This window comes from Streptomyces sp. YIM S03343 (genome assembly GCF_054729195.1).
Genome location: NZ_JBPUKX010000001.1, coordinates 6,565,352 through 6,585,896, shown reverse-complemented (window position 1 = coordinate 6,585,896; position 20,545 = coordinate 6,565,352). Strand labels below are relative to the sequence as shown.

Sequence of the window (20,545 nt, the reverse complement as noted above, 5' to 3'; positions counted from 1 at the left end):
TCAGTTCTCCTTCGGGAGGGTGGGCTGGATGGGGATAACCGTCTGGCCGGGGTGGACGGCGGTTGGCGTAGCGGCCATGACGGGAGTCGTGGGGAGAGCGCGGCGGGGTGTCGGCGGCGGGATGAGGCCGCGTCGGCGCCCGCAGACCGGCCCGTAACCGCGTGCCTGCGACTGCGGGGTCAGGAGGAGCTGCGGGCAGTACCGGCAGCGGACGGCGCTCACGGTTCACTCCGCGGGAAGGACAATTCGTGCTGGACGCCAGGCATTCCGTCCCAGGGACGCGCGCTGACGTACACGCCTCTGCTCCGGGTCGTGGAGTGGTAGAAGCGGTAGCGGCGGCCGTAGATCCAGCGGGTCCACTGGGTCACGAAGCCGTCGAGTACGCTGCTGCGGCCTTGCTCCCGCTGCACGGGGTCGGGGTTGAGGCGGTAGACCGGGTAGCGCATGACGTCGGCGGTCTGGGAGCGGGGGCCGATCATGCGGTTGGTCTGGTCCGGGCTTACGGTCGGCTGGTTGGTCATGCGGTGGCTCCGGTGGAGGAGTAGCCGCGGACGTCGGTGTCGATCGGCGTGTACGGCACCCACGGCCAGGAGCCGCTCTGTCCTTGCCGGACGAACTGCGGGAATGCACGGTCGTCACGGAGGCCCCGCCATGGGACGAGTCGTCGGGCCCGGTCCTCGTCGGCGGACTTCTCGTCTTCGACGGGGCGGAGACCGAAGCCGAATTCGGGCCACCTGAGCCACAGGCTGCTGCCGGCGGGGCGGAGGGCACGGGGGCCGAACCCGGAACCGTGCGGGGCGTGCGCCTCCAGGACCATCGCGCAGTTCGCCGTGATCCGGGCTTCGTTGAGGGCAGTGGTGACGCGGCGGGCGTGGTCCTCTGAGGAGGGGTCTCCGGTGTGCAGCTGATAGATAGGGCCGATCACCAGCATGTCCGGCATCACAGACTCCACTCGCCGCATCAGCCAAGCCCGTCCGGCTGCCTTCGTCAGGTCCACGCCTTCCGGGCGGCAGTCGATATGGATCTGGCCGCGCTTGACCGGCATGTGCACGCGGGCGGCAGCGTTCATCAGCGGCCGGTAGTGGCGCCGGTTCTGGGGCTCGCTGTTCTCGCAGTCCAGCACGAGGACCTTCTGCGGCCCGTATTCGGATGGGGCGATCGTGAAGGGGTTGACCCCGGCCGCGGTTGCTACGGCGATCTGCCGCAGCAGCACGCTCTTGCCGCCGCCTTCTCCGGCGGTGAGGATCAGCCGGTCGCCGTGCTCGAGCAGGCCGGGGATGACCCAGTTGTAGGTGTCCTGCACGGTGAGGAAGTCGTGCATGTCGGTGACGGGGGCATCTGTGGCGGCCCGGCCCTGGTCGCGGACGTCGCGGGTGAGGGCGACGGCTTCTTCTGCAAGGTCGGCGGGGTCGCCAGCGGTGGGGTCGTAACCGCGCTGCATGATCTGCTGTCCGGCGGCGATGAGGGCGCGGCGCTGGGCGAGGTCACGGATGCGTTCGGCGTAGTGGTCTGCGGCACTGACGGTTGGGACGGAGCTCGCGAGTTGGTGCAGGTATGTGGGTCCACCGGTCCTGGAGAGGGCACCAGCGGCCTGGAGTGCGGCGGTGAGGGTGATCGGGTCGACGGGCTCGCCGGAGTCGATCAGCGCCCCCGCTGTGGCGTGGATGGTCGCATGGGCCGGCTGGTAAAAGTCGCCACTGGCGACGAGCTGGTGGACGCGGCGGACGTCCTGTTGGGCGAAGCAGAGCGCTCCGAGGTAGGCCTGTTCGGCGTCGACGTCGTGGGGCTGTGTACGGGCGAAAGGCTCAGCGTCCTCGGGGATGTGGTCGTGCGTCATCAGAAGATCCCTCGGTCTGCGTAGGTCTGGTGGGTGGGCTGCTGGTGGCCCGTGGTGCCGGTGGGGGGCAGCGGGGAGGTGGGGAGCTGGTCGTCGTCGTAGCGCTCGCCGTTGAGCCAGGTCGCCGGGTAGGGGATCCACTGCCGTTCGGTGCCTGCTCGGCTCCAGGCGTCGGCGTGTTTGGTGGCGGCGGTGACGATCGCGCTGGGGTCGGCGCCGCGCTTGAGCGCTGCCGTCCATGCCCTGCGGGCGGTTCCCTTGCCGACGCGCTTCGGGTAGGCGGCCCAGAAGTCATCGAACGGGTCGGCGGCCGTGGCCGGCGTTGGCTCGGGTGAGGAGATTGATGAGGAGGCTGAGGTGATTGAGGAGAAGGGGCCAACGGTGGTTGCTTCAGAAGCAACCGTGGTTGTCTCCGAAACAACCACGGTTGGCCCTTGAGACAACCGTGGTTGGCCCTTGTCCTCCGAAGGGCCAACGGTGATTGGCTCTTCGCCGACAGGAAATGGAGGGACCTTGAAGACGGTCCGCTGACCCGGGACGGCGTAGAGAACGCGGCCGTCCTTGCCCTTGCCGATCGGGACCCGGAACTCCCACCCGGCGAGCCCCAGCTTGCGCAGCGACTCCCTGACGACTCTCTCGTCCTTCGCGGCGGTCCAGCGGGCCAGAGTCTCCAGGGTGACGTAGCTGCAGCGGGTCTCGTCGTTGGCGTCGTCGGCGATCTCCAGCGCGATGGCACGCTGGAGTCCGGTGATGTCCGGCCCCAGTGCCTCACGCAACTGGCGTCGCAGCTCGTAGCCCATCGGTTCAGGCCTCGCTCGTCTCGTGCAGTGATCGGGGTGTTCGGTGCGATCGGTGGTCACCCGCCGGGCTACCGGCAGTCAGGAAGCGCCAGGCCACGTCACGCGCTCACCGCCCCGACGGTGGACACCCACGCCAGCGCGCGGTCGTCCAGCACCTCCCGAGCCCGCGTCACCGCGACATACGCCAGCCGGGCCTCCTCACGGCGAATCACCACCACACCCGTCGACGGGTCCGGCGACGGAGCGCGGAAGTCCGTGTGGATCCGCACCCGGGGCCACTCCCGGCCCTTCGACCGGTGTGCCGTCGAGACGACGAGCCGCGCCTGGTCCTCGCTGACGAGCTGCTCGGTCGCCGCGATGATGACCGCGGGCCCGTGGCTGTCGACCAGGCGGACCAGGACGCGCAGGTCCTGGCCGTCGGCCTCTTCCTCGGCGTACTGGCGGACCTGGTCCCAGGTGGCGAAGGCCATCAATTCGGGGTGGTCGGTGTCCCGGCCGGCCTGGAGCGCGGCCGCGGCCTCGGCGAGGCGACGCATGTCGGTGCCGCCGCCGACCAGCGCGACTTTCACACCACGGGCCAGGGCGTCCATGACGACTTCGACCGATCCGGCGTTCGTCCGGCACAGGACCGCGTCCGGGTCCTCCAGCTCCCCGAGCCGGGAATCAGCCTGCTCGAAGCCCTTCAGCCGCAGGTCGGTGCCGACGATGTACAGCCATTCGTTGGCGGCCTCTGCGATGGCCGGGCCGAACCGGAACGACTGCGACAGCATTCGCTCCTGCGCGCCGGCCGCCGCGAACTTGGCCAGGGCATCGTTCGCGCCGCGCCACTCGTAGATCTGCTGGGCGGAGTCGCCGACCACGATGCGCTGCGCGTGCTCCTGGCCCTGGATGACGTCCGCCACGACGTCGTTGGTGTCCTGGGCCTCATCGAGGAGGACGACGTCCGTGTCGAGTCTCGGGCCCCCCAGCTGCCACATCTTCAGGTAGTGGTCGTGCTGGAACTTGAGGACGCCGTCCGTCTTCCGCAGGTCTTTCCAAGCGGCCCGGGCCACGGGCAGCACGAGTTCAGCGAGCTGCTGGATCGTCGCGGACCTCTTCAGGTTCGGCTTCCTGGGGATGTGCCGGGCGGCGACCTCCGGGTCAGCCGAGTAGCACCAGTTCGTGAGGGTCTCCAGCGCGTACCGCATGATCCGCTTCGAGGGCATGGCGACGATGTCACCGAGGTCGCCTTTGATCTTCGCGACGCCGGGGCCGACCAGATCGGACACGCCGATGAGCTGGGCGGCCTGGTGAGCGGTCTGCCGGGGCCCGCGCAGTCGATGCGCGTAGTCCTTGCCGATCCCCTGGAAAGCGAGGCTGTGCGCGGTGCTGCACGCCGCGTTGGCGGGGAAACTGCGGGCCGCGTCGGTCGCGATGGACTTGTTGTAGGCGACGTACAGCATGGTCGCGCGCGGGTCGGCCTTAGCGATCATCTTCAGCGTGGACGACTTGCCGCATCCGGCGCCGGCCTGGAGGACGAGGTCGGTTCCGTCGCCGTAGGTGTCGATCGCGTCACGCTGTTCCTGCGTGGGGTTCACCACTGGGAGTGCTCTCCTTTCTTGGGTGATGCGGGCCCACCCCGGGGGGAGGGTCGGGGCGGGCCCGCGGTCAGTGGTGGATCAGGCGGCGGTGTGGTGTGCGTTCTGCTCAAGGCCGTTGACCATGGCGGCGAAGTCCCCGGCCGCGGTCTCGCCGCGGTCGCCGTACGCGCTGAGGGTGTCGAGCAGCGTCTTCGCCTCGGCAGCCGTCAGGTCGTTCGCCGACGGCACGTTGCGGCCGACGATCAGTGACGTGGCGCGGAGCCGGTCGTCGCGGCCCGTTACTCCGAGCTGGTTGAAGACGGCGTGCATGAGCCGCATCTGCGGGGGCGTCGCCCGGCCGGGGGCGCGTGTCGGCTCAGGCTCCGCAGCACGAGCCGTCGCAGGGGCCTCCGGCGTGCCAGATCCGGCCGTGGAGGCCGGGGTCGTAGGACCCGCCGTGACGGGCGCCGCCGCCTTGACGGCCTGCCCGTAGGCCACGATCAGGTCCCCGAGCGTCGTCGGCTCACCCGTCACCGGGTGCATCAGACCGGCGTTGAGGAGGTGCCGTCCCTTGGCCCGGGCGTGCAGCTCCAGCGCCCGCTCGTACGTCAGGTCCTCGCCGGTCAGCTCGTCCACGATCGCCTGGACGGGGTCGACGCCCTGCCCGAGCTGTTCCAGGATCAGCTCCGCAACGTCCTCGCCGGGGTGATGGATGACCTGGCCGTTGAGCGGCTCGTAGCGGGTCTTCGTGACGGTGGCGGTTCCCTCCACCATGTCCATCACGACGTCGAGCTCGTATTCGGCGCCCTCGCGCTGGACGGCCTTGACTCCGACCTTCGTGACCTTCTTTCCCTCGATCACGTAGTCGCCCTTGGTCCGCATGGTCACGATCAGGTGACCGCGGAAGTTCAGCAGGGCGTCGAGCATCTCCTGCTCGATCGGGTTGCCGGTGCGCCAGCCGCCGAAGGTTCCGCCGGCGCCCTTCTGGGATCCGGCCTCTTCGACGATCTCCAGGAGTCCGCCGCGGCCGTTCCAGAAGTGGCTCCAGGAGTCGACGATGAGGACGGCCAGGCCCGCTTCCTCGGCGGCCCTCACGACCTTGATCAGGTCGCGGGGGTCGTGCCGGTCCATCGGCAGGTGGCCGAAGAAGTGCCCGCCCAGTTCGGGCTTGCCCGGGACGGGGGCGTACTTGAGGGCGGAGCCGCGCTCGGTGTCGGCCAGGCCGACGGGGCCGCCCTGGGCGAGGCCTTCGGCGAGACGGAGCGCGGTTTTGGTCTTGCCGGATCCGGCCGGGCCCTGGAGTCCGATGCGGGCCCGGGCGGTTTCGCGGGTGGCGGGGGTGAAGCTGAAGGTCGTCATGACGTGGTGCTCCGGTTGAGCTGAGGCGTCGGCTGGGAGGTGGTGTTGAGGCCGAGGGCGTCGAGGAGGAGTCGCAGGTCGGCCAGGTTGCGCGCGTGGCGCAGGACGAGGCGGGAGGCGGCGGCCCGCTGGGCGCGGGTGGTACCGCGGTCGGCGGTGACGAACTGGTCGCTGCCGCGGTCACGCCCGGCGCTCACCGGTCGACCTTCCGGCGGAGGGTGTAGTAGCGGCCGTCCCGCGGGCCGTTCTGGTCCAGGTGCCCGCGGCGGTGGAGTTCGGCGAGGTCGCGGCGGGCGATGCTGCGCTGGGTGGCGCCGCCGGTCAGGCGCCGCAGGTCCTGCACGCGTCCGGCCGGCCACCGGCCACCAAGGGTGCGGATGGTGTCGAGGAGTTGGGCGAGGCGCCGTTCGCTGACGGGCAGGGCCGTGCGGATGGAGGCCGCGATCGCGTCCTGCTCGTCGCTCTGGTGCTCGTCGAGGAGTTTGCGGACGTCGGCGATGTCGCCGTGTTCGGCGACGGCGCGGATGGTGGCGATGAGGCCGCGCAGCATGTCGAGCTGGCCGGGGTAGTCCTCGTGGGCAGTCACGACGCGGCGCCCGGCTCGCTGAGGGCCTGGGTGGGGGCGATGCGGCGGGTGATGCCGTCCGCCTCGGCGTTCTTCCAGGCGAGGGTGCGGTGCCGGTGGACGTCCTTGCGGCGGGGCCGGGTGCCGCTGTGCGAGGTGCACAGGTCGCCGGGCTTCGCGGCGCAGTACGGGCAGGCGACAGCGAGGGCGGGCAACTGGCGCGCGGGGGCGTCGTCCACGATGGCGTTGGCGGCGTCGGTGAGCGTGTAAGCGATGGGGTCGTCGGCGGGGTGCCTGCCGGTTGCGGCGGCGCGCACGGCCTCGATGGTGAGGGGGCCGCCGGTGGTGATGCCGTGGGAGTCGGCCTTGTCGCAGATGGCGAGGACGGCGGCGAGCTGCTGGCGCATCCGCTCGAACTCGGCGGCGTGCTCCGGCGAGTTGAGGAGGATCGCGGAGTCGAGCGCGATGGCGACGCCGATCGGGAACTGCTTGCCCTGCTGCTTCGCGGCGAGGAGGACGCCGGCGGCGGCGTTGATGGCGCGGCTGTGCATGCCGGAGTCGCTGCGGCGCGGCAGCGGCTGGGCGGTAGTCTCAGTGGTCACGGTGACCTCTGCTTTCTCTGCTGTAGGGGCGCCGGTTGAGGGGTCGCCGGGCCTGGCAGTCGGGCGGCCCTTCGGCGCGTCATGGGTGGCTCAGGCGCTCAGCGGCTGGACGGCTCCGGCCTCGTTGTTGAGGCGGATGTCGCCAGCGGTGAAGGTGATGCGGCCACCGTCGCGGTGGCAGAACAGCTGGCGCCGGTAGCACTTCTCGCGGATCATCCGGGCGCTGTACGGCAGCCACTTCTTCTCGGCGACCTCTTCCGGCGTCCAGCGTCGGAATTCGGCCTCCGCCGAACTGCCCTGCATGGTGGACGAGTTGTGCATGTTGGGGGCCTTTGCGGCGACCCGGCGCGGCTTCGTGGCCTTGGCGGTCACGGTGTCGACTCCTCTGCGTCGATGAGCAGGCCCTCGGGAACATCGAAGGCCTCAGCTACCCGACGGACCTGCTCAGAGCCGACGTCCTGGATGTGGCCCCTCTCCAACCGGGAGAGGTAGCCGCGATTCAGTCCGGTCTTGGCTTCCAGCTCACGAAGGCTTAGCCTCCTGCCTGCTCGAACGCCCCTGATCATTGGTCCGTTGGGCTTCACGCCAACATTGTCACCACAGTCTGCCTACACATTGCAAGCAGTCTGCCAACTTTTTCCCTCACCAGAGTTGGCAGACTGCCTACCGATATGAGCAGAGTGCAAGGGGTTCGGTGCAACCCATGGTGCGCACCCTGCCGAATCTCGCCCAGGTCAAAGGCTCGAATCTGAGCTATGGGCATGCAGCAGGGTGTGCCAGGATGTGGATTTATGGATGAGGGAACCAAGAGGCTGGGCACTCGGCTCCAGGTTGCGCGCGAGGCGCGCAGGCCTCGGCTCACCCAGCCCGCCGCTGCGGAGCTGCTTGGCGTCAGCCGCACGACGGTCCAGAACATCGAGGCCGGCCAGTTCGTAACGGTCAACCACAGAGTCCGGGAGTACGCCAAGCTGCTCGGCTTCGCCGACGGCGAAGCCGAGCGCATCGTGGCAGGCGAGCCCGAACCGACGCTTGCCGATCTCGCGCAGGTACGCCCGGAGAGTTCCCCCCTACCGCTTCCGCCGGCAGTCGAGTACGAGCTGAGGTCGTCCCAGACCCTCGAATCGGCTGTGATCAATTTGGGCCCGGACGAGGATGACGGGCATGTGATCTTCGTCCTCCAGGGGCGTAAGGACGCTACGCCGGAGGAGGTGGCCCGCATCGCTGCCCGCTACCGCAAGGTGCGCCGGTATCTCCAGAATCTGGCGGCTGATGACGATGAGGTTGCAGAGTCCTGATTGACCCGTGCGAGGTATGTGCAATGCAGCCGATCGTATGGTTGCATTCACTTACCGTCACCGAGAGGGGGGCACCGCTCGGACCGGGAGCTTTACCATGCTCACGATTGAGGTGAAACGACACCCCCAGGGCCAGCCGTACTTCACGCCCTGGATCGAGTACGAAGGCGGCGACCGCTGCACGTTCCACCTGCACTGGGACGACGTCACCGCCGAAGGTGTTGACGTCCTGCGTCAGCTTTTCACCGAGCTGGCCCGGCGGTGGCACCCGCGGCCTCCCGGTGCGCCACGCGGCCGCATCGTTCCCGTCATCATGGAGCGCAAGACCGTCATGCCCGACGGCGTGACGATCGCCGTCGACGACCTGGAGGACGGCATCGTCTACACGCTGCGCGCCGACCTCCTCTCGGAACGCGGCGCCGCCGGCCTCGGCCGCGCCCAGACGGACATCTCCCCCGGCTGGACGCGCTACCCGCCCGGACACTGGGACATGGGCACCGTGTGACCGCCGGGCACTGAGGAAAGGGGCGGACGTGGCCTACGCAGAGAAGGTCTACAAGGTCAGGAACGGCAAGCAGACAAAGCAGTTCACGTGGCGGGCCCGCTACAAGAAGCCGGACGGGACGTGGGGATCCGAACCGGGGTTCCCGACCAAGAAGGTTGCTGAGGACTGGGGAGAGCAGCAGGAGGCCGCAATCCGGGCTGGCACCTGGATCGACCCGGAAAAGCTGCGCACGCCGTTCGGCAAGTGGGTGGGGATCTGGAAGACGTCGGTGCGCAAGCGCCCGCGGACGCACAGCAGCCGCGCGTACCTCCTGGACAAGCTGCTGCTGCCGGAGTGGGAGCACAAGCCGCTCATGGAGGTGAACAACGTCTTCGCCGTGCAGAGCTGGGCCACGAGGGCGTCGAAGCCCGTCGGCCCGCACGACCCCGACACCGTGGCGCAGGCGCGCAGCCTGCTCAGCACGATCCTGGCCGGAGCCGAGGACGCCGGGTACATCCCGGTGAACAAACTCTTCGGGCGCCGCATCCTCGTAGGCGCAGACCACGTCGACGAGGACGACGAGGAAGAGGTGTGGGCGCAGCCGGACGAGGCATGCCGGATGAACCAGCGCATCGGCGGCGTGCACGGGCTGATGATCCTGACCGATTGCTTCCTCGGGTTGCGCTGGGGCGAGCTGGCTGGCCTGCACAAGGACAACTGTCTGCTGAAGCGCGAGGACAGGGTGGGCGGCAGGACGTTCGTCCGGCATGTGATCCGCATCGACCCGAAGGTGGGCTCACTCCACGAGGACCCGGTCGAGCTGGACGACGATGGTCTGGCGGCCTGGCACGCTGCGGAGGACGCGCGGCTGGAGATGTGCCGGGAGAAGGGGTGGAAGACGAACCGGCGGAAGGCGCCAGCGAACCGGCTGGACGTGTACCTGGGGCCGCCGAAGAACAAGTACTCGGCTCGTGAGGCCGACGTGCCGGAGTTCCTGGTGCGGCTGCTCGCCGACCACATCGAGTCATGGCCGCACGATTATCCGTTCACCACGCCGTCGGGGACGTGGTGGCTGCGAGGGAACTTTTCCCGGGCGTTGCGGCCGGTGGCCGACGGGCGCGACGCGATCCCGCGGAAGCGCGGCTTCGCGGGCCGGGAGGGGTGGGAGCCGATCCTGCCGAGGTTCACGATGCGCGGGGCCCGGCACACGGCGGACACGTGGATGAAGGAAGACCGGGTGGACCGGGCGCTGCGGTTCGCGACAATGGGATGGGTACCGAAGGACATCGAGGGCACCTACGAGCACGTGACGCCGGAGATGCGACGGCACCGGCTGGACTGCCTGACCGAGCGGTGGAAGCGGGGCCAGCAGGTGGTGGGGAACGCCGCCGCCTGAGACGCCCGGGAGGGTTGATCTCCCGAAAATCTCCTAAACGATCTACCAGAGGCCCCTTACGGATCATGTAAGGGGCCTCTGACCTGCGTGGGCGCGGACGGTTTCGAACCGCCGACATCCTGCTTGTAAGGCAGGCGCTCTACCCCTGAGCTACGCACCCGAGAACGAGTCGACAGCCTACATTGCCAGAGGCCCCGCACCGCAAACCCGTATCCCGGCGGTCGTGACACAACCGCACGTCACGCGAACCGACCGGCCCATGTGTTCGTCCTCATACGGGTGGGAGAATGGCAGCATCGATGGCCTGTTTCGGACAGGTCCCGCACGGACAGCACACGAGTGCACAGCAAACAGCGGTACGAGTACACAGCGAACAGCGGCGACAGACAGCGGACAACGCACGGGAGAGGGATGTGACGGCGACGCCCCGAGGGACCTCCGGTCCGGTCCGTGACACCCTCACGCTGCTCGCCCTGCCCATGCTGGCCGCCCTGACCGTCGTGAGCCGGCCCGCCGCGTACACCGGCGGCGGCACCCGGCGCTGGTTCGGCGGCCGGGCGGAGAGCCAGCGGGTCGAGGCGCAGGCGGCGAAGGACGCCGCGGCGGCCGCGTTCTACGAACTCGACACCGCCCAGCGCGATCTGCGGATCTCGATAGAGACGATCACCGCCGTCGACGACACCCCGGCCGCCCGCCGGGCGGTCTCCGACTTCGCCGCGCTGGGCCGCCGTATCGACGACGTGAGCAACCGCTACATCGAGGCCATCGACGCGCACGACCTCGACCGCGACGACCTGGAGGCCTCGGCCGCCTCCCGCGCACGCGGCGAACTGACCGCCGCCAAGGACGAACTGATCCGCGTCAAGGGGGAGCTGGACCGTTTCGGCAGCGGCCTCGGCCCGCTGCTCGGCAAGGCCGAGACCCAGCTCGCCCGGGTCGCCCCCGCCGTGGAGCGGGCCCGCCAAGCCCTGCTGGCCGCCACGACCGCCCTGGACACGGTACGGAAGACCGGGCTGACGGCCGGCGAGCTCGCCGCCCGGCTCGCCGCCCTCGGCCCCGAGCTGACCCGGCTGAACCAGGGCGCCGGACAGCACGGTGTGCAGGCCACCCTGGAGCGTGCCGAGCGGGTCGCCCGGGAGGCCGAGGCGATCCGCGCGGAGGCCGACCGGCTGCCGGAGAAGGCCGCCGAGATCGACCACCGCCTGGTCTCCCTGCGCACCCGCGCCGAGGCCCTCACGACCCGCGCCGGACAGGTGGACCCGGTGCTCAGCGAACTGCGCCGGCGCTTCACCGCCGCCTGCTGGCAGGACCTCCAGCGTGTCCCGGAGATGGCCGCGGAGAACGTACGGCAGGCCGAGCGGAAGCTCACCGAGGCGCAGACCGCGCGGGACGCCCAGCACTTGGCGGACGCCACCAGTCTGCTGTCCACGGTGCGGGCGCTGCTGAACACCACCGACGAGGCGGTGTCGGCCGCGGGCGACCGGCTGCGGCGGCTGAACGCGGTGCAGAAGGACCCCCAGCAGGAGACCGAGCGCACCCGGTTCGCGATCCGGGACGCCCAGCGGCTGGCGATGACCGGCCGCAGCACCCCGGAACCGCGCCACGCCCGCCCACTGGACGAATCCGTGGCCCGTCTGGACCGCGCCGTCGCCTCGCTGCAGGGCCGCCACCCCGACTACTGGCACTTCCTGATGGAGACGGAAGAGGTGCGGCACACGGTGGCCGGGGTGGTCGCGCAGATCCGCGAGGAGCGCGGGCACCGCTAGCGCGGCCACCGCCAGCGCTTGGCGCGGCCGCGATATGCCGTCTGTCGTCTGCGGCATCGTCGTGGCTGGTCGCGCCCCGCGGCGGAGCCGCATGGTGACACAGCCCCGCGCCCCTTGGGGTGCTGCAGAACCGTAGTCGACTTCGCCGGGGCAGCTCAGGGCCTGCCACGATCCGCCAATGGGGCCTGTCCGAGCGCCCGGCCCGTGGGTGTTGCCCGGCCGATCAGCGGGGCGGATATTTGGACATAACGGAGCCTCCACCACATCCCAGGCAGCGGGAGGCGGACATGGCCGCGCACGCAGCTCCCCGGCGGACGACGCACCGTACGACGCACCGGACGTCCCAGCGGCTCCTCGACGAGCATCTGCCCGTCGACCACCGGCTCAGCACGTTCTACCGGTTCGGCGCGGGTGTGATGGGCCTCGCGCTGCTCGTCTTCGGCATCTTCGGCGTCATCGACGACGTCGGCTTCTTCGACACCGGCGGGGACACCGTCGCAGGCCTCAACACCAACGGCGCGCTGAGCTGGCTGTCGATCGGCGTGGGGCTGCTGCTCCTGGTCGGCATGGTGATCGGCGGGAACTTCGCCTCCACGCTCAACATGGGCCTCGGTGTGCTGTTCATCCTCAGCGGCTTCCTGAATCTGTCGCTGCTGGACACCGACAACAATTTCCTCGCGTTCAAGATCCAGAACGTGTTGTTCAGCTTCGTGGTGGGCGTCCTGCTGATGTTCTTCGGGATGTACGGCAGAGTCAGCGCGACCTTGCCGCACGACAACCCCTACTACCGCCACCGGCACCCGGGCTACACGGACGATACGGACCACACCGGCGGCACGGGCGGCGCCCCCGAGGACGCGGCCGCGCCCCGCCGCCCCGAGATCACCTGACTGCCGCCGCGCGCGTCACTTGACGACCGTCGACCAGTCCGGCGACTGCGCCGGGTCGAGGCTTCGCAGATTCTGGAGCGTCTGCGGCTTCTGCACGTCCATCCAGTCGGCGAGCTCCTTGAAGGACACGCACTTGACGCCCTTCTTGGTGCACACGTTCTTGACGACCTGGTCGACGGCCTTCATGTAGATGCCGCCGTTCCAGTTCTCGAAGTGGTTGCCGATGAACAGCGGCGCGCGGCTGCCGTAGTAGACGCGGTTGAAGCCGTTCATGTACGAGTCGACGGTCTGCTGCTCCCACTCGGCGTACTTCGACGGGTCGCCGTCGGTCTCGCCGTTGTTCTGGTTGTAGAGGAAGTTGAAGTCCATCGACAGGGCCTGGTGCTTCGACGAGAAGGGGAGCATCTGGAGCGGGAAGTCCCAGATGCCGTTCTTCTTCGTCGGCCATATCTGGAAGTCGCCCGGGGAGCTGGCGTCATAGCGCCAGCCGTAGCTCTTGATGGCCTTCAGCAGGTTGGGCTGGCCCTCCAGGCAGGGCGCGCGGCCGCCGGTGACCTCCTTCTTGAAGTCGAAGGGCAGCGCCGGGATGTCCGTGAAGCCGGTGTTGGTCTTCCACTTCTCCACGAACTCGTAGAACTGGTCGATCTCGCTCTTCCACTGGTCGACGCTCCACTCGCCGCCGCCCTTGGCCTCGCAGAAGTGGCCGTTGAAGTGCGTGCCGATCTCGTTGCCGTCGTTGTACGCCTCGCGCAGCTGCTCCAGGGTGGTGCGGATGTGCTCGTCGGTGGCGTAGTCGATCGCGGCGTCGCCCGCCGAGTGCATCGGCCCCTGGTAGAGGGCCTTCTTGCTCTTGGGCAGCAGATAGATGCCCGTGAGGAAGAAGGTCATGTGGGCGTTGTACTCCTTGGCCAGCTCCCGGTAGTGCGAGAACAGATGGTCGCTGCCCTCCAGTCCGCCGTCCCAGGAGAACACCACGAACTGGGGCGGCTTCTCGCCGGCCTTGAGCGGGACAGCCTTGAGCTGCCCCTTCTGGGGCCCGGTGTACGAGGTCGACCCGTCCCCCAGCACCTTTGTCTTGCCGTCCCACGAGGGCTCCGCGCTCGCCTTCTGCGTCGCCTTGCTCTTGTCCCCGGCGGACGCGGTCGGCGTGGTGTCGTCCTGGCGGGTCAGGACCAGGTACCCCGTCGCCGTCGACGCGAGGACGAGGAGGAGCGCCAGGGTCAGGAAGCCCGGGCGCGCGGCACGGTTACGCGGTTTGGCCCTGCGGCGGCGGCCGGAGGTCGACTTCATGCGCGGCTCACTTCGATGGGGTGGGGGGTGCGGGTGCGGGGCGGGGGCGGATGGCTCGGTCTCCGGTCAGCCGGACCGTCTCAGCGCGTGGGACCAGATGCCGTAGGGCACGCTGTCCGCGGAGGTGCCCGCGATCCCCTTGAGTTGCAGCGGTTCGAGGCTCTTGGCCAGGTCGATGCGGTAGACGACGACGGCCGTCGACACGGACGCGGCGGTGCCCACGTACCAGGAAGCCTTGTCGTCGTCGGTGGTTCCCGCCTTGCCGGCCACCGTGCCCGAGACGGGGGCGCCGGTGGGGTGGGCGAGCTGGAAGGAGTCGGTGAGGGCGGCCTCGACGTCCTGCGCGGCCTTCGCGCTGACCGCGCGGGTCGGCTGGGGCGTGTCCAGCGGGACCGCGCCGCCGTTGCGGGTGATACGGCGCACCGAGTACGGCTCGGTGTGCAGGCCCTCGGCGACGAAGGTGGCGTAGCCGTCGGCCATGCGGATGGCGCTGGGCGTGGCGCTGCCCAGGGACAGGGCGGGCACCTGCGGGCCCATGCTGGATTCCAGCAGCCCCGAGTCGATGGCGGTCCGCTTCACCTTGTCCAGCCCGGTGTCCATGCCGAGCTGCATGAACGGCGTGTTCACGGACTGGGCGAGCGCGGTGCGCAGGCTGATCTGCCCCCAGTTCTTGCCGCCGTCGTTGTGGGCGGAGACCTTGTTGCCGCTGCGGTCCCAGTAGGGGCCTTCGGGGGTGGTGACGGGCACTCCGTCGTTCCCGTTGTAGATCGTCTCGGGGGTGATCTGCTGGCGGGTCTCGTCGCGCTCCTTGGTGACGCCGTACTGGAGCCCGGCCGCGTACACGAACGGTTGGAACGCCGAACCGGCGGGCACCGTGGTGGCGTTGGACTCGTTGTAACCCTGGGTGGCGTGGTTGGGCCCGCCGTAGACGGCGAGGACCCGGCCGTCGGCGGCGACCGAGGCGGCGCCGTAGTGCGCGGTCTTCGCCTTGGCCGGGTCGCTCTTGAGGGCCGCCTTGCGGGCCTTGGTGACGGCGGCGGTGAGCGCGGACTCCCGCTTGCGGTCGAAGGTCGTGTAGATCTGGTAGCCGCCGAGGTCGAAGTCCCGGTCGGAGATGTGCGCGGACTTCTTGGCGTACTGCGTCACCAGCTCGACCAGGTAGTCGCTCTGCTGGCCGGTCTCGTAGAGCGGGTTCGTCTTCAGCGGGTCGGGGAAGGTCTTGTACTTCGCCCGCTCGGCCGGGGACAGCTTGCCGATCTTCACCATGCGGTCGAGGATCCAGTTCCAGCGGTCGACGGCACGGGCGTGGTTGGCCGTGCTGAGGGTGGGGTCGTACAGGCCCGCGCCCTTGAGCAGGGAGGCGAGCATCGCGGCCTCGCTGGCGTTGAGCTTGCTGACGTCCTTGCCGTAGTACGCCTGGGAGGCGCGCTGGATGCCGTAGGTGCCGCGGCCGAACCAGCTCGTGTTGAGATAGCCCTCGAGGATCTGGTCCTTGCTCATCCGGTTGTCGAGCTTGAGGGAGATCATCGCCTCGGTGAACTTGCGGCTGACCGTCTGGTTCTGGGTCAGATAGACGTTCTTGACGTACTGCTGGGTGATGGTGGAGCCGCCCTCGGTGTCGCCCGAGCCGATCGTGCGGTACAGCGCGCGGGTGATGCCCTTGACGCTGATCCCGGGGTCGGAGTAGAAGCTCTCGTTCTCCGCGGCCAGCACCGCCCAGCGGACGTCCTTCGGGATGTCCTTCAGCGGCATCGCCTGCCGCTGCACCCAGCCGGTACGGGCCATGGGCGTGCCGTCGGACCAGAAGAAGACGTTGTCCTGCTGGGTGGCGTACGAGTTGAGGTTCGTCGGGATGTCGGTGGCGGCGTAGGCGACGACCAGGAACATGAAGAGCAGGCCGAACGCCGAGAACGCACCGCCGAGCGACTGCCGCCAGGAGGGTATCCAGCGCTGCCAGCCGGTGCGGCCGGGGCGCGGGTACTGCGGTTTCAACCGCTGGAGGTGGGGCGTGACGCGCTCGGTGTACGGCGCCAGGCGCGCGGTGAGCGGGGCGAGCCAGGTGCCGAGCCGGGCGGTGAGCGGGGCGAGGGCCGCGGTGACGGGGGCGATGACGGGCGCGAGGCGGCCACGGAAGGCGGCGGTGAAGCGGTTGGGGGTGGCGGGGAGTCGGACCGGTTCGCCCGCTTCGTCGGCCGTCTCCCGGGTCGCGCCGTCGGCTGCTTCCGGGGGGAGGATGCGGAGCTGCATGGTCTCGTCGGGGCGGGCGCCGGGGTTCGTCCGGCGCAGCTCGTCCACGGCCTTGCGGAGGTCGTCGACCTTCAGCTGCATCGTGGCGTCAGGGGCGTTGGACGGTTCCGGCGCCTGGCGCCCTTGCGCCCACTTCGGCCCGTTCCGACCGTCCGGACCGCCCGATTTCCCCTGCCCTGCGGGCCTTTGGGGCAACTTGGGCGTCTTGGGTGACTTGCGCACCTTAGGCGCCTTGGGCGCTTTGGCCGCCTTGGCCTCGCCGGGGGCGGCGTCCGGCCTTCCCGGCCCGTCCGGCATACCGGCCGGGGGTCGCGCCTCACGGGCGTTGCGTTCGGCGCGGGTGTCCGCGGCACCGGTGGCGCCCACCGAGCGGCGAAGGTCGTCGACCTTCAACTGCATGGTGGCGTCCGGCGCTTGAGGCGCCCCGGATATCCCGGCTGTTCCGGATGTCCCGGGTATGCCAGATATCTCGGGCGTCTCGGGCGTCTCGGATATCTCGAATGTCTCGGATATCTCCCCGTCCGCATTCGCCCCGGCCGCCGGTGTCTCCCCCTCGGCGGCCGCCTCCTGGCGGTCGAACCAGGACCAGGACTTCTTCGGCGCCGCACGGCGACCGCGGGGCCGACGGCGTTCCTCGCCCGCCCCCTGTCCCGTCTCGCTCACGACTGCGTTCTCCCTCCGCACTCCGTGGTGCTCGCGCGGGTAGACGCAGCTGCCGTGGTCAACGGCAGCGAGCCCCCTCGTTTTCAGCCGCCTCGCGGCCCTCGCGGCGCTACAAAATTATCAGCGATCTTTTCAATTTCTCCTCATGGGAACTGGACAGAAACGAACACATGAGAAACGCAGAGGGCCGTGAGGATCGTCACGCCCGTTAACCTGAGCGTATGCCTCGCTATGAGTACCGCTGCCGGACCTGCGACAACACGTTCGAACTGAGCCGCCCCATGGCCGAGTCCTCGGCTCCGGCGAGCTGCCCGGCCGGACATGAGAACACGGTGAGACTTCTGTCGACGGTATCGGTATCCGTTGGGGGCACGTCAACCGCCCCCGCCACCGGGCGGGCATCGGGCGGCGGAGGCGGGGGCGGCTGCTGCGGCGGAGGATGCTGCGGCGGCTGACCCGCAAGGGGCCGTAGGGCCTATGGCCTCGGCGCCCGGGCGGCCTTCAGGAACTCCCGCAGGATCCGCTCCCCCGCGAGCACACCCCGCTCCGGCAGGGCGGTGATCGCCGGGGCGGTCCACTCGCTGTCCGCCAGTTCCCCGTGCCCCGGCCGCCAGCCGCGGTCGGCGGCCAGCAGCAGGTCGGCGTCGAGAAGGGAGTCGCCCGCGGTGAGGGTGAGTTCGGCGCCGGTGCGGCGGGCGATCTCGCGGACGGCCGCGCTCTTGGTGAGCGGCTTGGGGACGGCGTAGAGCTTGCGGCCCTGGAGCGAGACCGTCCAGCCGCGGTACTCCGCCCAGGCGGCCAGCTCCTTCACCCACTCCTCGGGCAGCAGCTCGCGCTCCACGACGAGATAGACGAACAGGTCCTCGGCGACACGCTGCTTGCGCAGCCACAGCGGGTCGGCGGTGTTCTCGACGTGCTCGCACACCTCCGCGAGCGGCGCGCACTCGTCGGCGAGCCGCTCGGTGACCTGCCGGTGCCAGTCGGGGTCGGTCACACCGTCCACGAGCAGATGACCGCCGTTGGCGCAGATCGCGTACTTGGGTTCCGGGCCCGGCAGATTGATGCGCAGGTACTGCTTGCGGGTGCGAGTGGTCGTCGGCACGAACACCGCGGCGTCACCGAGGTCCGCCAGGAGCTGGGCCGCGGTCTCCGTCATGAAGGAGAGCGGCCTGCTCTCGTGGACCTCCACGCACAGCAGCCGGGGTGCCCGGGGATCGGGCATGGTCAGACCGAGGGCCGCCGAGGAGTAGATCAGCGTGCGGTCGAGATCGCTGGCCACCAGCACCGGCATCACAGGTTCACCGCCCGGCCGTCGGCGCCGGTCGCCCCGCGCGTGTACTTGGGGTGGATCAGTCCGACGCAGGTGTACGGCAGCCCGTCGACCTCCTCGACGGGTACCCCGCGCTGCTCGGCGAGCAGCCGGACATGGGCCAGGTCGGCGCCCGCCCCGGCCCGGGCGAGGATCTTCCACGGCACCCGGCGCAGCAGGACGCGCGTCGTCTCGCCGACGCCCGGCTTGACGAGATTCATGTCGTGGATGCCGTACTCCTCACTGATCCGCTCGACGGCCGCCCAGCCCTCCCAGGTGGGGGTGCGGTCGGCGGCGAGGAGTTCCTTGACCGCCGTGTCGACGGTGTCGTCGGCCTCGGGGAAGCGGGCGCAGACCGCGTCGAGGAAGACGGCGGAGACGTCCGTCCCGGCGAGTTCGCGGTAGAACTTCGCGCCGTGGAAGTCGTCGGGACCGACCAGGTCGGCGCGCAGCACCGTACGGGAGATCAGGCCGGAGACGGTGGAGTTGAGGCAGGCGGAGGGGATGAGGTAGTCCTCCCGGGTGCCGTAGGTCCGTACGCAGGAGCCGGGGTCGGCGAGCACGGCGATCTCGGGGTTGAACCCGCTGATCCCCTCGGTCTTCCCGAACTCCTCTATGGCCTGGGTGAGTTCGCGGGTGATGGCGCCCTTGCCGGTCCAGCCGTCGACGAACACGACGTCCCGGGGGTCGTGGTGGGCGGCCAGCCAGCGCAGCGCGTTGGCGTCGATGCCCCGGCCGCGGACGATCGACACGGCGTAGTGCGGCAGGTCGAGACCGTGCCGGTACTGCGCCCAGCGCCGCATCAGCACCCCGACGGGGGTACCGGCGCGGGCCAGGGAGACCAGCACCGGGCGGGGCGAGCCCTCGGCGAGCACGGTCTCCGTCACGACGCCGACGGCGTGGGCGATCCGCCCGGCGGACTCCTCCAGCGCCGCGTGGAACAGCGCCTGGTACTGCTCGCTGGGCTGGTACTCCACCGGCAGCGACTCGGCGTAGTGCGCGCCGCCGCTCTGGATGGCCTCCTCACGCTCCTCGGTCGGGGCCTCCAGGGTCACGTCCGAGAGGTCCTGGAGCAGCCAGCCGACCTCCTCGGGCGCGTACGAGGAGAAGGCCGGTCCGCGGAGGGGCTCGGGCAGCATGGCGGCTCTTTCTGCGGTGGGGGTGCCGGCGAGGGCGGCGGGGGCGTCGGCGGGGCGCGCCGGCTCGGGGACGTACGACGGTACGACCGCGAGGAGGACATGCGGGGTGTGCTCGGCGAGCCGGGCCAGCAGGCCGCCGGGCGCGTGCAGTGCGGGGGTGTCGGCGACCGAGTCGACCACGGCGACGACGGCGTCGAAACCGGCTCCGGCGACGTTGTAGGCGTAGCGCTCGCCGGGGCCGTCGGCGGGGTCGTCGTGGGCGGGGAACACGATGCGGCTGCGTATCGCGTACCCGGGATCGTCCACGGCGAGGACGGGCGAGCGGGTGGTGGTGGAGTACCGCACCTCGGCACCCACCACATGCTCCAGCTCCCGCGCCAGCCTGAGCGGCGCGTACATCAGCTCCTCGAACCCGAGCACCAGCACCCTCCGGGCATCCCCGGGAAGCGCCTCGGCCAACCGCGCGGCCATGGCGGGCAGCGCGTTCTCCAGCCGGTCCCGGTGCCGCGGCCAGAACCCGTGCCGGCCGCCGTCGGGCAGTCCGTGGGGCCAGGCGAGCCGGACCCTGCGGATCCGCCCGCGGGCGGGCTCGTCGGCGGCGTCCGCAAGGGGCTGCTGTTCGTGCTGCGCCACCAGCCGCCGGCCCTTCTCCAGGACCCCCTCCGGGAGGGTCACCGTGCCGGAGGCCGCGGCGACGAGGTCGACGCGGGCGCCGATCTCGTGGGCGAAGGCGTCCAGGCGGCTCGCGTCGGCCGGTGAGCGCATGTCGACCAGGGCCACGACCACGTACCGCCGTCTGGGGTAGCGCTCGTGCAGGTCGCGGATGGTGTTCAGGACCGTGTTGCCGGTGGAGAACTCGTCGTCGACCAGGACCAGCGGGCCGTCGCCCCTCAGCAGGGCCGGATCCTCCGGCAGCAGCAGATGCGAGGTCGCGTGCGAGTGGGACTCCTCGAAGCCGCCCGCCCGCGCCACCCCCTCGACCGGGCGCCGGGTGGAGTGCAGACAGGGGGCGTCACCGAGGCCGTCGGCGACCGAGTGGCCGAGCCCGGTGGCGGTCTCCGCGTAGCCGAGGACGACGGCCCGCTCGTGCTCCGGGCCGAGCAGGTCGCGCACCCGGCGGCCGAGAGCGACCCCGTAGCCGTAGACGACGGACGGCGACTGGGGCACATGCTTGCCCAGCACGTTCGACACCAGCAGATGGGCCCGCTTGGGGTTGCGGCGCAGCGCGAGCCCGAGCAGGTCGGTCAGCTCGGCGTCGCCCCGGAGTTCGACACCGAGCCGCTCGGCGACCCAGGCTCCGGACCAGACCGAGTGGTTCCCGGCGTTGTTCATGAGTCCCATCGC

At 70.1% G+C, this 20,545-nt stretch carries 21 protein-coding genes and 1 tRNA gene; 6 read left to right on the top strand and 16 right to left on the bottom strand.

From position 1 onward, the window contains the following. From ACSYGN_RS28995 to ACSYGN_RS28945, 11 genes are all read right to left on the bottom strand, one after another. Entirely contained in the window at positions 1-222 is a 222-nt protein-coding gene (locus ACSYGN_RS28995; RefSeq protein WP_460400702.1) for a DUF6011 domain-containing protein, read from the bottom strand. Next, the gene (locus ACSYGN_RS28990; protein WP_460400700.1) at positions 219-521 is read right to left on the bottom strand and encodes a hypothetical protein; all 303 of its coding nucleotides are present in this window, start codon (positions 519-521) and stop codon (positions 219-221) included. Before ACSYGN_RS28990 ends, ACSYGN_RS28995 begins: the two co-directional genes overlap by 4 nt. After that, on the bottom strand, positions 518-1,837 hold the full coding sequence (locus ACSYGN_RS28985) for a DnaB-like helicase N-terminal domain-containing protein (RefSeq protein ID WP_460400698.1): 1,320 nt from the start codon (positions 1,835-1,837) through the stop codon (positions 518-520). Before ACSYGN_RS28985 ends, ACSYGN_RS28990 begins: the two co-directional genes overlap by 4 nt. Beyond that, a complete protein-coding gene (locus ACSYGN_RS28980; RefSeq protein ID WP_460400696.1) occupies positions 1,837-2,637 on the bottom strand; it encodes a hypothetical protein in 801 nt (266 codons plus the stop codon). Before ACSYGN_RS28980 ends, ACSYGN_RS28985 begins: the two co-directional genes overlap by 1 nt. A 98-nt stretch (positions 2,638-2,735) precedes the next feature. After that, entirely contained in the window at positions 2,736-4,217 is a 1,482-nt protein-coding gene (locus ACSYGN_RS28975) for a UvrD-helicase domain-containing protein (protein WP_460400694.1), read from the bottom strand. Positions 4,218-4,295: 78 nt separating this feature from the next. Next, on the bottom strand, positions 4,296-5,555 hold the full coding sequence (locus ACSYGN_RS28970; RefSeq protein ID WP_460400692.1) for an AAA family ATPase: 1,260 nt from the start codon (positions 5,553-5,555) through the stop codon (positions 4,296-4,298). After that, a complete protein-coding gene (locus tag ACSYGN_RS28965) occupies positions 5,552-5,752 on the bottom strand; it encodes a hypothetical protein (RefSeq protein ID WP_460400690.1) in 201 nt (66 codons plus the stop codon). The genes ACSYGN_RS28970 and ACSYGN_RS28965 overlap by 4 nt, the downstream gene beginning before the upstream one ends. Then, complete coding sequence (locus tag ACSYGN_RS28960) at positions 5,749-6,141, bottom strand: hypothetical protein (protein ID WP_460400688.1); 393 nt, start codon at positions 6,139-6,141, stop codon at positions 5,749-5,751. The genes ACSYGN_RS28965 and ACSYGN_RS28960 overlap by 4 nt, the downstream gene beginning before the upstream one ends. After that, complete coding sequence (locus ACSYGN_RS28955) at positions 6,138-6,722, bottom strand: zinc finger domain-containing protein (protein ID WP_460400686.1); 585 nt, start codon at positions 6,720-6,722, stop codon at positions 6,138-6,140. Before ACSYGN_RS28955 ends, ACSYGN_RS28960 begins: the two co-directional genes overlap by 4 nt. Positions 6,723-6,812: 90 nt before the next feature. Continuing rightward, a complete protein-coding gene (locus tag ACSYGN_RS28950; protein ID WP_460400684.1) occupies positions 6,813-7,094 on the bottom strand; it encodes a hypothetical protein in 282 nt (93 codons plus the stop codon). Beyond that, positions 7,091-7,306: a helix-turn-helix domain-containing protein gene (locus tag ACSYGN_RS28945; protein ID WP_460400682.1), complete on the bottom strand. Its 216-nt coding sequence runs from the start codon at positions 7,304-7,306 to the stop codon at positions 7,091-7,093. Before ACSYGN_RS28945 ends, ACSYGN_RS28950 begins: the two co-directional genes overlap by 4 nt. Before the next feature lie 207 nt (positions 7,307-7,513). On the opposite strand from ACSYGN_RS28945, the gene ACSYGN_RS28940 reads away from it, so the two are divergent. From ACSYGN_RS28940 to ACSYGN_RS28930, 3 genes are all read left to right on the top strand, one after another. Then, positions 7,514-8,017 carry a helix-turn-helix transcriptional regulator gene (locus ACSYGN_RS28940; protein ID WP_460400680.1) on the top strand — a complete coding sequence of 168 codons (504 nt, stop codon included), beginning with the start codon at positions 7,514-7,516 and terminating at the stop codon, positions 8,015-8,017. Positions 8,018-8,114: 97 nt separating this feature from the next. Further along, positions 8,115-8,522, top strand: coding sequence for a hypothetical protein (locus ACSYGN_RS28935; protein WP_460400678.1), 408 nt, complete (start codon positions 8,115-8,117; stop codon positions 8,520-8,522). Positions 8,523-8,550: 28 nt separating this feature from the next. Continuing rightward, the gene (locus ACSYGN_RS28930) at positions 8,551-9,897 is read left to right on the top strand and encodes a hypothetical protein (protein ID WP_460400676.1); all 1,347 of its coding nucleotides are present in this window, start codon (positions 8,551-8,553) and stop codon (positions 9,895-9,897) included. Between the two features lie 88 nt (positions 9,898-9,985). Here ACSYGN_RS28930 and ACSYGN_RS28925 read toward each other — a convergent pair. Beyond that, positions 9,986-10,057: transfer RNA gene (locus ACSYGN_RS28925), tRNA-Val, on the bottom strand. A gap of 319 nt (positions 10,058-10,376) precedes the next feature. Here ACSYGN_RS28925 and ACSYGN_RS28920 point away from each other — a divergent pair. Together ACSYGN_RS28920 and ACSYGN_RS28915 are read left to right on the top strand one after the other, a co-directional pair. Next, a complete protein-coding gene (locus tag ACSYGN_RS28920; RefSeq protein WP_460403803.1) occupies positions 10,377-11,663 on the top strand; it encodes a hypothetical protein in 1,287 nt (428 codons plus the stop codon). Between the two features lie 287 nt (positions 11,664-11,950). Beyond that, positions 11,951-12,553 (top strand): DUF4383 domain-containing protein, encoded by a 603-nt coding sequence (locus tag ACSYGN_RS28915; RefSeq protein ID WP_460400674.1) that lies wholly within the window; start codon positions 11,951-11,953, stop codon positions 12,551-12,553. 15 nt (positions 12,554-12,568) lie between these two features. Here the strand turns inward: ACSYGN_RS28915 and ACSYGN_RS28910 are convergent, their stop codons facing one another. Further along, positions 12,569-13,843, bottom strand: a complete 1,275-nt coding sequence (locus ACSYGN_RS28910; protein WP_460400672.1) for a polysaccharide deacetylase family protein — start codon at positions 13,841-13,843, stop codon at positions 12,569-12,571. 66 nt (positions 13,844-13,909) lie between these two features. Next, entirely contained in the window at positions 13,910-16,171 is a 2,262-nt protein-coding gene (locus ACSYGN_RS28905; protein ID WP_460403801.1) for a transglycosylase domain-containing protein, read from the bottom strand. Positions 16,172-16,974: 803 nt separating this feature from the next. On the opposite strand from ACSYGN_RS28905, the gene ACSYGN_RS28900 reads away from it, so the two are divergent. After that, positions 16,975-17,208 carry an FmdB family zinc ribbon protein gene (locus ACSYGN_RS28900; protein ID WP_460400670.1) on the top strand — a complete coding sequence of 78 codons (234 nt, stop codon included), beginning with the start codon at positions 16,975-16,977 and terminating at the stop codon, positions 17,206-17,208. 20 nt (positions 17,209-17,228) lie between these two features. Here the strand turns inward: ACSYGN_RS28900 and ACSYGN_RS28895 are convergent, their stop codons facing one another. Together ACSYGN_RS28895 and ACSYGN_RS28890 are read right to left on the bottom strand one after the other, a co-directional pair. Further along, positions 17,229-18,044, bottom strand: a complete 816-nt coding sequence (locus ACSYGN_RS28895; RefSeq protein ID WP_460400668.1) for an HAD family hydrolase — start codon at positions 18,042-18,044, stop codon at positions 17,229-17,231. Beyond that, positions 18,044-20,533 carry a phosphoribosyltransferase gene (locus tag ACSYGN_RS28890; RefSeq protein ID WP_460403799.1) on the bottom strand — a complete coding sequence of 830 codons (2,490 nt, stop codon included), beginning with the start codon at positions 20,531-20,533 and terminating at the stop codon, positions 18,044-18,046. The genes ACSYGN_RS28895 and ACSYGN_RS28890 overlap by 1 nt, the downstream gene beginning before the upstream one ends. Positions 20,534-20,545: the final 12 nt, after the last annotated feature.